10 protein-coding genes are annotated in these 15,717 nt (G+C 62.0%); all 10 read right to left on the bottom strand.

The genetic code is table 11. The annotated features are described in order from the left end of the window. Position 1: 1 nt before the first annotated feature. Positions 2-4,390, bottom strand: a complete 4,389-nt coding sequence (locus tag BFQ04_RS26145) for an RHS repeat-associated core domain-containing protein (protein ID WP_083218074.1) — start codon at positions 4,388-4,390, stop codon at positions 2-4. A gap of 12 nt (positions 4,391-4,402) precedes the next feature. Next, positions 4,403-4,837 (bottom strand): DcrB-related protein, encoded by a 435-nt coding sequence (locus BFQ04_RS26140; protein ID WP_065953266.1) that lies wholly within the window; start codon positions 4,835-4,837, stop codon positions 4,403-4,405. Between the two features lie 15 nt (positions 4,838-4,852). Then, on the bottom strand, positions 4,853-6,793 hold the full coding sequence (locus BFQ04_RS26135) for a type VI secretion system Vgr family protein (RefSeq protein WP_065953265.1): 1,941 nt from the start codon (positions 6,791-6,793) through the stop codon (positions 4,853-4,855). Between the two features lie 155 nt (positions 6,794-6,948). After that, complete coding sequence (gene tssH, locus BFQ04_RS26130) at positions 6,949-9,603, bottom strand: type VI secretion system ATPase TssH (protein ID WP_065953264.1); 2,655 nt, start codon at positions 9,601-9,603, stop codon at positions 6,949-6,951. Continuing rightward, on the bottom strand, positions 9,596-10,639 hold the full coding sequence (gene tssG, locus BFQ04_RS26125) for a type VI secretion system baseplate subunit TssG (RefSeq protein WP_065953263.1): 1,044 nt from the start codon (positions 10,637-10,639) through the stop codon (positions 9,596-9,598). Before tssG ends, tssH begins: the two co-directional genes overlap by 8 nt. Further along, positions 10,603-12,462, bottom strand: a complete 1,860-nt coding sequence (gene tssF / locus BFQ04_RS26120; RefSeq protein WP_065953262.1) for a type VI secretion system baseplate subunit TssF — start codon at positions 12,460-12,462, stop codon at positions 10,603-10,605. Before tssF ends, tssG begins: the two co-directional genes overlap by 37 nt. Further along, positions 12,459-12,974, bottom strand: coding sequence for a type VI secretion system baseplate subunit TssE (tssE, locus tag BFQ04_RS26115; protein WP_042945974.1), 516 nt, complete (start codon positions 12,972-12,974; stop codon positions 12,459-12,461). The genes tssF and tssE overlap by 4 nt, the downstream gene beginning before the upstream one ends. Positions 12,975-13,052: 78 nt before the next feature. Then, positions 13,053-13,541 (bottom strand): Hcp family type VI secretion system effector, encoded by a 489-nt coding sequence (locus BFQ04_RS26110; RefSeq protein ID WP_005792512.1) that lies wholly within the window; start codon positions 13,539-13,541, stop codon positions 13,053-13,055. A 165-nt stretch (positions 13,542-13,706) separates the two neighbouring features. Next, positions 13,707-15,203, bottom strand: a complete 1,497-nt coding sequence (gene tssC, locus BFQ04_RS26105) for a type VI secretion system contractile sheath large subunit (protein WP_065953261.1) — start codon at positions 15,201-15,203, stop codon at positions 13,707-13,709. 2 nt (positions 15,204-15,205) lie between these two features. Beyond that, the gene (gene tssB / locus BFQ04_RS26100; protein ID WP_003195557.1) at positions 15,206-15,712 is read right to left on the bottom strand and encodes a type VI secretion system contractile sheath small subunit; all 507 of its coding nucleotides are present in this window, start codon (positions 15,710-15,712) and stop codon (positions 15,206-15,208) included. Between the last annotated feature and the right edge of the window lie 5 nt (positions 15,713-15,717).

The raw sequence follows: 15,717 nt of genomic DNA, 5'->3' as shown, positions 1-15,717 counted from the left end.
ATTATTTCCCGCAGCGACCTGCTTGAGTTGAGTTTTTATTCAACCGAGTACGCCCATTGCGTAATCCCGACCTTTCAGAGCTGACAACCTCCCTCACTGCCTGCGCGTACTGGGCTTTTTTCCATTTTCCAGCCTTGCCCGCGAGGGATATTTCATTGAGTTGTGCCCGAACAGCTTTGTTGTAACCCGGATGTGAGCCTTTGTGAATAGTGCGATATTTGTGCTTGCCCTCTTCACTAGGCAAGTAAATGATGTTGGAAGTTTTGTGTATGTCGAATCCAGCCTTCTTCAGAGCAGGGTGATCAGCCAGCGATTGAGGAATAATATGGTGTTTCTGGAATCCATCGATTCCAGGCATATTTTTATAGTTCCAATTAAACAGGCCCCATGGATCAACCCATGTAATTGGATTTGGCGCATATTGGTACAGGTTTATGCCGCCCAGTAAACTGATCGGATCTGGAGTCGTGAATCTCCCTATTTCGGGGTCGTAGAACCTGAGAGTGTTGTAGTGTAGCCCCGTCTCCCGATCCAGGTACTGCCCCTGGAACCGCAGGTTCTGCTCCTCGATGTAATAAGGCTCCCGCACCTCTTCCAGCGTGTTGCCCCACACCCGATAAGTCGCCTGCCAGACGCTGTGACCATCGGCTTCGGTCAGTTGCTCGGGCAAGCCGTTCAGGTCGTTGTGGTAGTAACGAATCTTCTGCAACGGACCAATGCCGTCCACGCGAGCCAAGGGCTCGTAACCGCTTTCATCTTCGTAAACATAAAGACTGGTCTGGCTATGTTTATGCTCCTGCAACAACCGCAAACCATCCCACGTAAACCGGGTTTCCCCCAGCGGATACCCATCGCTGCCATGCTCGGTTTTTTCAATCCGGCGCCCCAGCGGGTCATACGCCATTCTGACCACGCTGCCGTTCTCATTGCGCACTTCGATCAACCGACTTTCAGCGTCATACGCAAACCGCTGCACGCCGCGTTTGGCACTGCGCTTTTCAATCATCCGCCCAAACGCGTCATAGCGATAACGCTTGTCCTGATACGTCAGCAGCTTGTTATGCACCACCAACCCGGCACCCGCCTGCGAGCCGTCAAGCAGGTTGGCGGCGGCATCGTAGGCGAAGGTTTCGCGCTGGCCGTGCAGGCTGTCCTGGCTGGCGATGATGCGGCCGGTGGCGTCGTAGTGCAGCAATTGGCGGTGTTGCGCAGCGGGTTGCTGGTCGAGTTTGCCGATCAGGTTGTCGGCCGGGTCGTACTCGAATTGTTTTTGCACGGCTGCTGGTAGCAGCGACGGTTGGCCTGCCAGTCGACGTTGGCGTGCGCGCAGGCGGCCACTGCGGTCGTATTCGCTGCGCGTGCTGAGTTGGCCCTGGGTACGCAGGACTTCGCGATGCAGACGGTCGCGCTCGAAGTCGCTGATCACCTGGCCGTCGAGGTTGATCTGGTGCAGGTGGCCGCTGCCGTAGTACAGGCGGTTGAGCCAACGGCCGTCGGGTAGTTGGGTCTGGATCAAGTTGCCGAGTTCGTCGTAGTGGTGGTGCAGAGTGCCGGCCGCACTCTGTTCGCCAAGCAATTGCCCGAGAGCGTCGTAGGCGAAGCCCAGGGCCTGGGTATTGCCTTGCAGATCGGTGAAAGTCACCGCCGTGAGCTGGTCCACGGCGTCGTAGCTGTACTCGGTGCGGCCATCGTCGGTGGTTTTGGCAACCAGCCGACCGACCGCATCGCGCTCCAGCCGATGAACGATGGGCGCGGGTGGTGCCTCGGGGACCACCGCCAGGCCGTTGCCATAAGGCGCCGCAATGGCGGTTACCGTGGTGATGTTGTCCAGCAGGTCGTAGTCGTAACGCTTGGCGCTGCCGTCCAGGTCCTGCTGCTCGGCCAGGCGGTCGGCGGCGTCCCAGGCAAAGCGATAGCGTTCACCGTTCTCGTTGATCAGCGCTTGCAGGCGCCCGTAGCTGTCGTAGCCGAACTTCACCTGCCGCCCATGGGCGTCGGTGCGCTGGCTGACTTGGCCGCGGCGGTTGTGCTGGTAGAGCGTGGTGTGCCCGGCCGGGTCGGTATACCCCAGCAGTTGACCACTGATGTCGCGCTGGTACTGCTCGATACGGCCATCCGGCAATTGAGTGCTTAGCAAGCGCCCCTGAGCGTCGTAGCTGAATTGCGTGCGCTCACCCAGTGCATCGGTGATGACGTGCAGATAACCGCGCTCGTCGTAGCTGAAGCGCGTCGGGTAACCCGAACAATCGATGTGTTCGACCAATTGCCCGAACGGGTTCCAGCGCAGTTTCTTGCTTTTGCCGGTGGCGTCGATGATCTCCACGACCTGGCCATGGGCGTCATAGCGGTACCGGGTGACGTAGCCCAGCGGATCTGTTTCGCCGATGCAGTTGCCGCGCTGATCGTAGCGATATTGCCAGCTGTTGTCGGCGGCGTCGGTCTCGACCAGCGGCAGTGCCCAATGCTCCAGCCACAAGGTCGAATCGCTGCGGCCCAGTGGGTCGGTTTCGCCGATCAGGTTGCCGGACTCGTCGTAGCTGTATTCGTAGCGCCCACCCTGCGGGTCGGTGGCGCTGAGCAATTGGCGCTCATCGTTCCATTCGAACAGCCAGGTCTGTCCGAGGTTGTCGCTGTAGCGAATGATCTGGTGCTGCGTGTTCCAGTGCCGGGTGCTGACGCGCTGTAATCCGTCGGTGATGCGGGTAAGGCCGGCGTTCAAGTCATAGTCGAATTGATACGCGTCGCCTTCATCCGTCCAGTGCCGCACCACGCGCCATTCCAGGCCTTCAACCAAAGCCCACTCATAGAAACAACGCAACCCGGTCGGCAACTGATGCTCCACCATGCGCCGGTCGCTGTCGTAGGCGAAGCGCCGCCGCACTTGACCGGTGGCATCACGCACCTCGGCCAGGTTGCCGGCGGTGTCGTAGCCATACCCAACAAGCGCCTCACGGCGTTGATCGGGATACACCCGTTCGATGCGACTGACCTGTTCGCCGTCGCGAATCAGCTCAACCTGCACCAGGTCGAAGGTATCGCGCAGCCGTACCAGGCGTCCGGCCTCGTCATAATCAATATGGATGCGGTTGTCGTTGCGGTCCCCCAACTGAGCCAGGCGCAGTCGCGACGGGTTAGTCGTAAGTTCAAAAAGACGGTACAGGCCATCATCGCTCTCAATCAGCAACTGCCCATTGAGGTGCCGCCGCACAGCGAGCCCTTCACCGGCGCTGAACACCGCGCCGCCCAAGGGAATCGAACCCATGTCGATAGGGCGCCCTTGCTCGTCGGTGTATACAAGCGTCTCGCCGCCGTCGGGATGAGGCCGGACTTCGACGCAGACCTCATACGGCACGCTCCAGCCCGCGCCAAACAGACTGCCGGTGCGTTCGTCGCGGCTGTTATAGAAACGTTGCCAGTCAATCGGCAAGATGCCGGGCAGCATGAAATCCAGCTCATCGACATCGCCCAATACCTTCGCGCCAGTCGCCGCATGCACCGGATTCGACGAGCCCATCGCCGCATTCGCTAGGGCCCCCATCGCACTGCTGACCGCCATCGAGGTCGCACCGCCGATCAGCATGCACGGCAACTTACTGAAGAACTTGCCCTTGCCACCCTTGAGCATCAACAACGCCGTCACCGCCAGCCCCACGCCCGGCGTCTTGCCGCTGCGAATCTCGCGCACCACCACGGAGCCACCGCCGATGGTCACGTTGGAGGAAATCAACCCGGACGAAACCACAGTCGCATCGCAGGTACTGCGATCACCGCTGCGCACCGCCGGCTGGCCGTTGATCGTGACCTTGTCCGAACCTTCCGCCAGAAACTGCGGTGGCATCGGCGGGTGCTTCATGCACACCACCAGGTCCAGCGGCTTGGGCACGGCACCGGGCGCAGGCGTGGCGACGGTCGGACGCCACATTTGCGAAAAGAAGCTCTCGGCCATGTCCAGGTAGCTGGCCTCAGGCGTAGGCGCCGGCTCTTCCAGTTCGGTGCCCGCTGGCGCAACGTGAGAGCTGATTGCCCCGGCAGCGCGGGCGGCGGGGATGTTATTGGTGAGCGTGTTGGTGGAACCGGTGAGAATATTGGCCTGCACCGTGGGCGGAAACAGCGCATTGCTGAAGCTGTCGCATAAATTGGTCAGGCCTTTGTCTGCGCCCGTCTTGCTCATGGCCAGACCGACAATCGTGCCCACCACCGCGCCCAACAGGAAGCAGCCGAGGCCACCGGTGGCGACGGTGATACCGGTAGCCGCAACCACGGCAGCTGTTGCCACGGCAGTGATCGCGATATTGGCCGCCACCTCCAGCACACCGCCGAGGATGTCGGCCATCATCGAAGTGTGGGCGAGCGCATCGCCCATCCGGGCCGCCCATAACGCGTCAGACATGCAGGCCGCTCATCAGGAAATAGCGTCGAACGACAGTGAATTTTTTATCAAGGCCCAATGCGCCGCCTCGGCCTCACCCAGCGCGTCCGCCTTCACGTAGCTGAGAGCAAGCATCTTGCGCGTGCCCGGAATCACCAGTGCCAATTGATACTGGAACACCTTGTCATTGCCCTTGTTGAACTGGCTGCGTAATTCGATCCCTGCCACTTCTTGAGCCGCGCCCAAACGCACATCGACACCCGGTTGATAACGTAAATCCTGAACCTGTTTTTCCAGGCGTTGGAGTTGGTCGTTGAAGTTGCTGTGCAGGGTTTCACCTTCGCCCAGCAAGCTGCGGCTGACGATCAGGGAGGTGCCCAGTTCGGGGAACTTGAGAATGTTGATCGTCGCGTCCTGCAACTCGCCGGCAGGCAGTTGAAACTGGAATTCATTGATTCGATACGTCATGGCAAACAGATCTCGTCAGGAGCTTTTAGGCGTGGGGAACGCGGCTTTGATATTGGCGTCGATGCTGGCTTTCACGCCCTGGCCATCCGGTGTGGCGCCCGCGCCGCCACCATTATTCAGGTGTAGGAGGCCGCCGGTATTGAACTCGGCATCGCCGCTGGCGTAGAAGCTGATTTGCACGCCAGTGAGGTTGATCTGCCCGCTGGCGTTCAATTCCAGAATGCTTTCGCCGCAGACCAGGCGCAGGTTTTCGCCCACTTCGATGACGTAGCTCTGGCTGATGCTGTCGGTCTTGCGCTGGCCCACTGAGAGGATGTCTTCCTGCTTGACGATGCGCAGACGGTTATTACCGATGGTCACCACCTCGTCATGTCCAATGCTCTTATTCCGGTCATGCCCCACCGAATGGCTTTCATCCACCTCCACCACGATGTCCTGGTTACGCTCGGCGTGGATGTACAGCTGCTCCAACCCTTTCTTGTCCTCCATGCGGATTTCATTGAAGTTGGCCGGCGTGCCGCCTTTGCTGGATCGACTTTTCATGCCGCTCTGGGTTGCGTTTTCCGGCAGGTCGTAAGGCACGGTCTGCTCAGCGTTGTATACCCGCCCGGTGATGATCGGTCGGTCGGGGTCGCCTTCGAGGAAGCTGACGATCACTTCCTGGCCGATCCGGGGAATCTGCATCGAGCCCCAGTTCTTGCCGGCCCAAGACTGCGACACGCGAATCCAGCATGAGCTGTTTTCGTTGGATTGGTCGTGACGGTCCCAGTAGAAGTGCACCTTCACGCGGCCGTATTGGTCGGTCCAGATTTCCTCGCCTTTGGGGCCGACCACCAGCGCCGTTTGCGGGCCTTTGACCACGGGCCGATGGGTGGTGGGCAGGGTGCGGTAGCTCTGTTGCGCGGGGATACAGGTCAGGCTGCTTTCGAACTGCGCCGAGCCGGATCCGCCGCCACTTTCCAGGCTTTCCTGAACGATGTAGTAGCGACAGCCGACGATCAGGTATTCGCGGTTCTGGTCCTGGCGGCTGAAGCCGGTGAGGCTGAACAGGTGGCCCGAACCCAGGCCGCGGGCATTGCCGGCGAACTCGATCTGTTCATGCAGGGTTTGCAGGGCCTCGATGCGGGTGCGCGCGTAGTGTTCGCCGTCGGCGCTCTGCACGTAGGTGCCGGGGTAGTCGTACAGCGGGTAGTCGCCGGCGGTGTGCGGACGCGGCATGGCCGAGCGCACGTCGATGCTCGCGCTGGGCCGCTGGAAGTCATAGTCGTTGAGCTCCAGCGAGCCGGGCTGCACCTCCTGTGCCAGGTGCCAGTTATGCATGTGGTCGCGTTCGCGCTGCTGCTCGTCCTTGGGGTAGTACGGAATCGAGGCGTAGCCGGGCACCGTGGTGTGGGCGCCATAGGCGTCGGCCAGCACCAGTACATGGCGGTCCTGTTCGTGACGGAAGAAGTAGTAGATACCTTCCTGTTCCATCAAGCGGCTGACGAAATCGAAGCTGGTCTCGCGGTACTGCACGCAGTATTCCCACTCGCGGTACGGCCGGCTCAGGGCGTCTTCGAAGTCGGAAAAGCCCAGGTCGCGGAACACCTGCTTGATGATCTGCGGGATGCTCAGGTTCTGGAAAATCCGGCAATCGGAGGTGCGACTGAGCAGCCACAGCCATGGGCGCAACGTCACCTGGTAGCTGGCGAACTGGCCCTGGTCGATGTTCTGGCTGCAGCGCGCGACGATGCCGTGGAAATGCCGCTCGCCACCGTCGGCCAGTTGCAGGCCCACGCTCATCGGCTTGCCCAGCAACTGGTTGAGGTCGATGTTGGCGTCCAAAGACGTCAGTTGCAGCTCGTAGTTGAACAGCCGTCCCAGCTCTTCGCCGCCGCCCATTTCATTGAGCAACAGCACATCCGGCCCGAGGGGGCTGGTGATCTGGGCCAGGCGTGAGGCTTGGTTGAATAGCATCGGGCGTCTCTTAATGACTAAATGACTGAAGAAACCGGTTCAAAGTGTGGGAGGGGGCTTGCCCCCGATAGCAGCGTGTCAGTTGATGCATTCGGTGACTGATTCACCGCTATCGGGGGCAAGCCCCCTCCCACATTGGATCGAGTTTCGTCAGGTCAATCGTTGAACTGGTAGTGCAGCTCGTTATCCCGACTGCTGATCCGCACCCCCGCCAACGCCTTGCCTTCGAGCATGCGTGTGAGGAATTCACGGCTCATGTCCGGCAGCAGGCTGTTGGTGAGGATAGTGTCGATCATGCGCCCGCCGCTTTCGGTTTCGGTGCAGCGCGAGACGATCAGGTCGACCACCGCGTCGTCGTAGTCGAAGGCGACCTTGTGGGTGTTTTCCACGCGCTTCTTGATGCGGTTCAGTTGCAGGCGAGTGATGGCCTTGAGCATCTCGTCGCTCAGCGGGTAATACGGAATCGTCACCAGGCGACCGAGCAAGGCCGGCGGGAAAATCTCCAGCAGCGGCTGGCGCAGGGCCTTGGCGATTTCCTCGGGCTCGGGAATGTTTGCCGGGTCCTTGCAGACGTGGGAAATCAGCTCGGTGCCGGCATTGGTGGTCAGCAGGATCAACGTATTCTTGAAGTCGATCACTCGGCCTTCGCCGTCTTCCATCACGCCCTTGTCGAACACCTGGAAGAAGATTTCATGCACGTCCGGGTGGGCTTTTTCCACCTCGTCCAGCAGCACCACACTGTAAGGTTTGCGCCGTACCGCTTCGGTCAATACACCGCCTTCGCCGTAGCCGATATAGCCCGGTGGCGCGCCCTTGAGCGTCGACACGGTGTGAGCTTCCTGGAACTCGCTCATGTTGATGGTAATCACGTTCTGTTCACCGCCGTACATGGCTTCAGCCAGGGCCAGGGCGGTTTCGGTCTTGCCCACGCCCGAGGTGCCGGCGAGCATGAACACACCAATCGGCTTGCTCGGGTTATCGAGGCCGGCGCGGGAGGTCTGGATGCGCTTGGCGATCATCTGCAGGGCGTGGTCCTGGCCGATGATGCGTTTCTTCAGGTGCTGGTCGAGGTTGAGCACCGTCTCCAGTTCATTGCGCGCCATGCGGCCCACCGGGATACCGGTCCAGTCGGCGACCACCGAGGCCACGGCCTGGTAATCCACGGTCGGCAGGATCAGCGGGGTTTCGCCCTGCAGTGCGCTGAGGCGCTGCTGCAGGTCGACCAATTGCGTGCGCAATTCATCGCTGCCGCTGTCCACCACGCCGGCTTTCTCACGCAAGGTCGCACGGGTGGCAAGCAGCTCATCCACCAGGGCTTTTTCTTCAGCCCAACGGCTTTCCAATGTGGCCAGGCGCTCACGCTCGGCGCTCAGCAAGGCTTCGCTGTTGGTCTGGCGCGCACCAATGGCGATGCCGATCGCATGCTCGCGGGCGATGATTTGCAGCTCGGTTTCCAGCGCTTCGATACGACGGCGGCTGTCGTCCACTTCGGCCGGCACCGCATGCAGGCTGATGGCGACGCGGGCGCAGGCGGTGTCCAACAGGCTCACGGACTTGTCCGGTAGCTGGCGCGCCGGAATATAGCGGTGGGACAGCTTGACCGAAGCTTCCAGCGCTTCATCGAGGATCTGCACCTGGTGGTGTTTCTCCATGGTCGACGCCACGCCGCGCATCATCAGCAGTGCCTTGTCTTCCGAGGGCTCGGCAACTTGTACCACCTGGAAACGGCGGGTCAGGGCCGGGTCTTTTTCGATGTGCTTCTTGTACTCGGCCCAGGTCGTGGCGGCCACGGTACGCAAGGTGCCACGGGCCAGCGCAGGCTTGAGCAGGTTGGCTGCATCGCCCGTGCCGGCGGCGCCACCGGCACCGACCAGGGTGTGGGCTTCGTCGATAAACAGGATGATTGGCTTGGGCGAGGCCTGCACGTCTTCGATGACCTGGCGCAGACGCTGTTCGAACTCGCCTTTCATGCTGGCGCCGGCTTGCAGCAGGCCCACGTCGAGACTGCGCAGTTCCACGTCCTTGAGCGCAGGCGGTACGTCGCCGGCGACAATGCGCAGGGCGAAACCTTCGACCACGGCGGTCTTGCCCACCCCGGCTTCACCGGTGAGGATCGGGTTGTTCTGGCGGCGCCGCATGAGGATGTCCACCAGTTGGCGGATCTCTTCATCACGGCCCACGATCGGGTCGAGCTTGCCGCTGCGCGCCTGTTCGGTCAGGTCGACGGTGAAACGCTTGAGCGCCTCCTGCTTGCCCATCGCGCTGGGGGCCATGGCGCCGCTGGCTTCGCCTGGCACACCGGCATTGAAGCCATCGCTGGCGCTCAAGGCATTTTCCGGCGAGTCGCCGACGTACTCGTCAAAGCGCTCGCTCAAGGCTTCGGGCTTGATCTTGTCGAACTCGGCAGACAAGCCCAGCAGCGCATGGCGCAGGCTCGGCGTTTTCAGAATGCCCAGCACCAGGTAACCGGTGCGCACCTGGCTCTCACCGAACATCAGGCTGCCATACACCCAGCCGCGCTCCACCGCTTCCTCCACATGGGACGACAGGTCGGTAATCGAGGTCGAACCGCGCGGCAGGCGGTCCAGGGCATCGGTGAGGTCGCGGGCCAGGCGTGCCGGTTCCAGGTTGAACTGGCGGATGATGCGGTGCAGGTCCGAGTCCTGCAGTTGCAGCAACTGATGAAACCAGTGGGCCAGTTCCACATACGGGTTGCCCCGCAGTTTGCAGAACACGGTGGCGGCTTCGATGGCCTTGTAGGCCACGCTGTTGAGTTTGCCGAACAGTGCGGCGCGACTGATTTCACCCATGCTCTGGATTCCTTGAGGTGGTGGCATGATCGGCGTAATGCCGGGCCAGGATTAGGTCGTTGGCGTCATGTGCAGGTTGGCCGAGCCAGGTATTGAAACCCAGGCGGAACCGGCCGTTGAGTTGCAGCGCCGGGACTTCAGGTTGTTGCAGGACCAGGTTCAAGTCCCAGTCCAGTTCATGGCCCAGGTACTCGGCCACCCAGGCCACCAGTTCGTTGAACGGCGGGTGGCCGGGCAGCATGCCCATGTAATCGTCGAGCTTGAGCGGCCCGAGGCGAATACGGAATTTGTGCTGGCGGTCCCACACATGGTTGCCCAGGCAGAAATCCACGCCCAGCCGGTTGGCGCTCACGCCGATGCGGCTGCGTTCGGGTAGTTCCAGCCATTGGCCGACGTATTCCTCGATCGCTACCGGCAAGCCGAAGTACTCGCTGAGGATCGCCTTCAAGCCATCCGGGTAGCGGGTTTGCGCCGACAAGTGGCCGCTGTAATGCAGCTTCGCCGTGTCGGCGATCAAGCCCTGGTTGAGCAAGCTCGGCATGCCGCGGCCACTCAAGGCGGCGAGGCGTGCGGACCAGTAGTCATCGTCTGGCCGGTCGTGGCTGACCGTCGGCCGTGCCTCGGCCCAGGCTCGGTAGAACAAGGTCAACAGGCGATGGTGGAACACGTCCAGAAATTGCTTGCTGGTGCTGTCGGCGTTGTTGCGCTGGCGCTCGCGCACATACTCGGTGATATGCAGCGGCAGCGGGCCGTTGGGGCCGCCGAGGCCGAAAAAGAATTGCTCCAGCCGCGCCGGCTTGCCGTCGCCGCCGGGGTCGACCGACGCCAGGGTGGCCGGGGCGAAGGTGCAATCGGCCTGTTGCCCCAGGCGCAGCGGGTCGTCCGCCAGGCGCAGGGAATGGCCCAGGCGCGGCAGGTCTGGCGATTCGCACTCGATACGCCGCAGCGCCTGGAAGAAGTCATATTCCCAGGGCTCCTGGTGCATCGCGTCCAGGGTACTCACAGGGTCGGACGCCGTCCGGGCTTGGCTTTCCATCGCATGATCTCGCCGCGTTCGGTGGTACGGATCACCGTCTCGGTAAAACTGTTGATCGACACGTAACGTGCCAGGAAGCGTTCCAGCACCGCACCGAGCAGGAACACTCCGGTGCCGCGAAACGCGTTTTCATCGAATTCCAGGGTGATTTCCAGGCCCCGGCCAAACACGATCGGGCCGGGCATCGGCAGGCGTCGGGTCACGGCTTTGCTGCTGACTTCGCGCAAGCCTTCAATCTGCAATTGCAGCGCGGCGTCGTTGCTGTCGCCGTACAGGCGCAGCAGTTCGCGCAAGGCGCCGGCCCCCTGGCCCTGTTCGCTCAAGGAAAGGTAATTGAGCGATAACTGGCTGATCAGGCGCCAGGCCTTGGCGTCGTGGGCATGGCTGGCGCGTGGGCGGCTGGGGCCTGCGACGCAGCGCACAGAGAGCACCGGCGCGCTGTCGGCGAGGGTGAAATCGGTCTTGCCGTTGCCCACGCTCATGAACAACGGCAAGTCACGGTTGGTGCACAGCGCCGTCACGCCGAGCTGGCGCAGGTCATGCCGATACGGCGCCTGGCGGCTGTCCACCAGGCTGACGAAGGTTTCGCTGCCCACATAGGTGGAACGCGGGCCGTTGCGACGCTGGTCACTGGACAGCACGCGGGGTTCGCGGCGTACCGTGTAATAGGCCTGGTCGCGCCCATAGCGGGAAGGATCGCGCACGGCGTAAAACGGCAAAAACGGCTGCTCCGGCCCGGTGCCGTGGCCAGTGATGCCGCTCAGGGAGTGAATCTCGAAATCCATCGGCCGGGTGCGGTCGGCGATCACATGGTGTTCGTTGACCCGATCAGACAAGTGAATACGGTCCACGCGCTTGGGGAACAGGTTGATCGCTGGCGTGCAGAACGGCAGGAACTGCGCCGCGCCGACGCTGCCTTCCAGGCTGGGGTCGTGACGGTCGAACAGCACGATCAACTCCAGCTCCTGGCCGTCGCAACGTTTGACTGCGCGGCTCAGTTCGGCGAATTCGACAAACAGGAAACGGTGGGGCAGGGCGAAGTACTCCTGCAACAACCGATAGCCCTGGAACGCCCGCGCCACCACCGGCATGGCCGCGTCGGCATCGTCGAAACCGCGTGAACGCAAGGCATCCTGAGGCAGGCGCTCAACCCAGTCGCCACCGGGCTTGCGCGCGAACACCGCGCAGGCGTTGCCCAGCAGTTGTTCGTAGAGGCGGAACGGCTGCTCATCGGCGCCGCTGAGGTACAGCGGCAGGTTGTCCAGCTCGAGGCTGTTGAACGGCAATTCGGCGCCGGTGCGCAGGGTCAGGCGCAGACCGGCCTTGGCTTTCGGTTCGCTGGCGGCCAGGCGGCCGAGCACGGCGGACGGGTTGCCGAAGTACTCTGCATGGCTGACCTGCAGCGGCCACAGCGTCACCGGGTGCGCGGTGCGGTACTCGCAGCAGGTCTGGGTTTCACGGCCCAGGGCGGCGCGCAGTACGGTGTCGCGGGGCAGCGGGAAGCCGCCGCCGAGGGAGCCTTCGTCGGGGTCGGTCTGCAGCTGCACCACGGTCATTGACGGCGTCGGTGCCAGGTAGTGCGGGTAGGCGATTTCCAGCAGGTTGTGGGTGAAGGTCGGGTACTCGGCGTCGAGCTTGAGCTGCACGCGGGCCGTGAGGTAGGCAAAGCCTTCGAGCAAGCGTTCGACGTACGGGTCGGCGCAGTCCATACCGGACAGGGTCAGCCGACTGGCGATCTTCGGGTATTCCTTGGCGAACTCGGCGGCGCTTTCGCGCACGTGGTGCAGTTCCTGGTTGTACAGCTCCAGCAGGCGCGGGTTCATGGGCGTCTCCGCTGGTCGGCATTGACCACGCGCACATGCCCGGATTCCAGGTCCAGATCGGTCTGCAGCAACAGGCGCAACGGCACCGGTTGCGCCCACAGGTCGCCTTCGATTTCGAAACTCAGGGCGTTGTGATTCATCTCGCCCTGGCCGACACGGGCTTTGACCCGCAGGGTGTGGCGCAGGATGCGCGGCTCGAAGGTGGCAATGGCCTGGTAGATCAGGGCTTCCAGGGCCTTGATATCCACGCTGGAAACACTGTTGCCCGCCAGCGCCGGCAGGCCGTAATTGACCACCGACGTACCGGCCGGGGTGTGCAGCGTGGCATCGGCATCGAGCAACGACGTGGTGTTGAGCAGCCACGCCAGGTCGCGCAGTACCGAGGCTTTCAATTGGGTCAGGGACAGCACGCGTTTGTCGGCGCTTTCCTTGGGATTGGTTGGGTCGTCGTCGGTCAACCGGTCCAGCAGGGACGGTTGCAGACGGTCGCGGGAAGCGATTTCAGTTACCACCAAAGCAGCTCCACGGACGGGTTGCGGGAGGGACAAAATGTCTGCAGCCGTGACGCAAGGCCACGGCTGCAGGGGCTATCAGCGCTTGGTGTTGGAACGGATGTTCCAGCCAAACTTGATCGCGCCGCCGTCTTTGGTGCCGTCGGCTTTCTGCGGCTGGTAGTCGACCATCACTTGGGCGAAGTTCAGGGTGACGTTTTCGGTCAGGCGGTCATCGGTGCCCGAACCGCCGGTGCTCAGCGAGGTGACCAGCACTTCTTCCAGGTTGATCACCATGTACTCGACCTGGCTTTCGCCACCGGCCTTGCGCACGGTCAGCTTGACCTTGTCGATGTGCTTGCCGCTGGCGCAGTGCATCATCAGGTTCGGCGACGCCTTGTCGACGTATTTGGTCAGCGACAGGTCCTGGATATTCACCTTGCCCGCGCCGCCGCCACCGCCCACATGCATGTTGCCGGACTGGGCCATGCCCCAGCTCCAGTTCAGCACGTCGATTTCGTCCTTGTGGGCCTTGTCCATGGACTCGCCCTTGATGTCGCCGATCTTGATGAAAATATCAACAGCCATGTTTTCTCCCTGTGTGGACTCAGCCACTGAATTTGGTTATGCCCCAAAAGGGCCATTGCTTTTGTGTGGGAGGGGGCTTGCCCCCGATGCAGGCAACTCGGTTTGTGAGGCCGACCGAGGTGATGCTATCGGGGGCAAGCCCCCTCCCACAGAAGAGCGAATTACTTAAGCGCTCTTGGCCGAAGGCAGCTTCGATACCAGGCGCAACGACACCGTCAGCCCTTCAAGCTGGTAGTGCGGGCGCAGGTAGAACTTGGAGTTGTAATACCCCGGGTTGCCTTCGACTTCTTCCACGATCACTTCGGCAGCCGCCAACGGGTGCTGGGCCTTGGTGGTCTCGGTGGAGTGCGCAGGATCGCCATCGACGTAGTTGAGGATCCAGTCCTGCAACCAGCGCTGCATCTCGTCCTTCTCTTTGAAGGAGCCGACCTTGTCGCGCACGATGCACTTCAAGTAGTGGGCGAAACGGCAGGTGGCGAACAGGTACGGCAGGCGCGCGGCCAGGTTGGCGTTGGCGGTGGCGTCCGGGTCGTCGTATTCGGCCGGTTTCTGCAGCGACTGGGCGCCGATGAACGCGGCGAAGTCAGTGTTTTTCTTGTGCAGCAGCGGCATGAAACCGTTCTTCGCCAGCTCCGCTTCACGGCGGTCGCTGATGGCGATTTCGGTCGGGCACTTCATGTCCACGCCACCGTCATCGGTCGGGAACGTGTGGGCCGGCAGGTTTTCCACTTCGCCGCCGGACTCGATGCCACGGATGCGCGAGCACCAGCCGTAGTGCTTGAACGAACGGTTGATGTTCACCGCCATCGCGTATGCGGCGTTGGCCCAGGTGTACTTGGAGCTGTCGGCGCCGTCGGTGTTTTCTTCGAAGGCGAAGGCTTCCACCGGGTCGGTCTTGGCGCCATACGGCAGGCGCGCGAGGAAGCGCGGCATGGTCAGGCCGATGTAGCGCGAATCTTCCGATTCACGCAGCGAGCGCCAGCCGGCGTATTCCGGGGTAGTGAAGATCTTGGTCAGGTCGCGCGGGTTCGACAGTTCCTGCCAGGAGCCCATGCCCATCACGGTCGGCGACGCGGCAGCGATGAACGGCGAGTGCATGGCGGCGCAGACTTTCGACAGCTCGCCCAGCAATTCCACATCGGGCGGCGACTGGTCGAAGTAATAGTCACCCACCAGGCAGCCATAAGGTTCACCGCCGAACTGGCCGTACTCTTCTTCGTACATTTTCTTGAAGATCGGGCTCTGGTCCCACGCCGTACCTTTGAATTTCTTCAGGGTCTTGTGCAGGTCCGGCTTGGAAATGTTGAGCACGCGAATCTTCAGCTGCTCATCGCTCTCGGTGTTGTTGACCAGGTAATGCAGGCCACGCCAGGCGCTTTCCAGCTGCTGGAAATCCTGATGGTGGATGATCTGGTTGACCTGGGCGGTGAGCTTGGCGTCGATCGCGGCGATGATCGACTCGATCGACTTGATCGCGTCGTTGGACACCAGGTCGGTTTGCGCCAGGGCCTGTTCGGCCAGGGTGCGTACGGCGGTCTCCACGGCTTCGCGAGCGCGCTCGGTCTTGGGCTTGAATTCCTGCATCAGCAGCGAGGCGAACTCGCTGGTTTCTTCGGTGGCGCCCAGGTTGGACGCGCCTTCGCGAACGGTATTGTCAGTCATGCTTACTGCTCCCCTGCAGGCTTGGGCGCACTGGCAAGTGCCTGGAGCAGTGCCGGGTCCTTGATCGCCTTCATGATGATTTCTTCAGCGCCGGTCTTGCCGTCCATGTAGGTCAGCAGGTTGGCCAACTGGGTGCGGGCTTCGAGCAGCTGGTTCAACGAGTCGACCTTGCGCGCCACGGCGGCCGGGCTGAAGTCGTCCATGCTTTCGAAGGTGATGTCCAGGCTCAGGTTGCCTTCGCCTGTCAGCTCATTGGGTACGTGGAACGCCACGCGTGGCTGCATGGCCTTGAGGCGCGAGTCGAAGTTGTCGACGTCCACTTCAAGGAACTTGCGGTCGGCCACGGGTGCCAGCGGCTCGGCTGGTTTGCCGGCGAGGTCGGCCATCACGCCCATGACGAAGGGCAGCTGGACCTTTTTCTCGGCGCCGTAAAGCTCGACGTCGTACTCGATCTGCACTCGAGGCGCGCGGTTGCGCGCGATGAATTTCTGAGAACTTTGCTTCGCCACGTTGC

The organism is Pseudomonas sp. 37 R 15 (assembly GCF_900004865.1).
GTDB lineage: Bacteria > Pseudomonadota > Gammaproteobacteria > Pseudomonadales > Pseudomonadaceae > Aquipseudomonas > Aquipseudomonas fluorescens_AM.
This window is presented reverse-complemented; position numbering and strand designations above follow the sequence as displayed.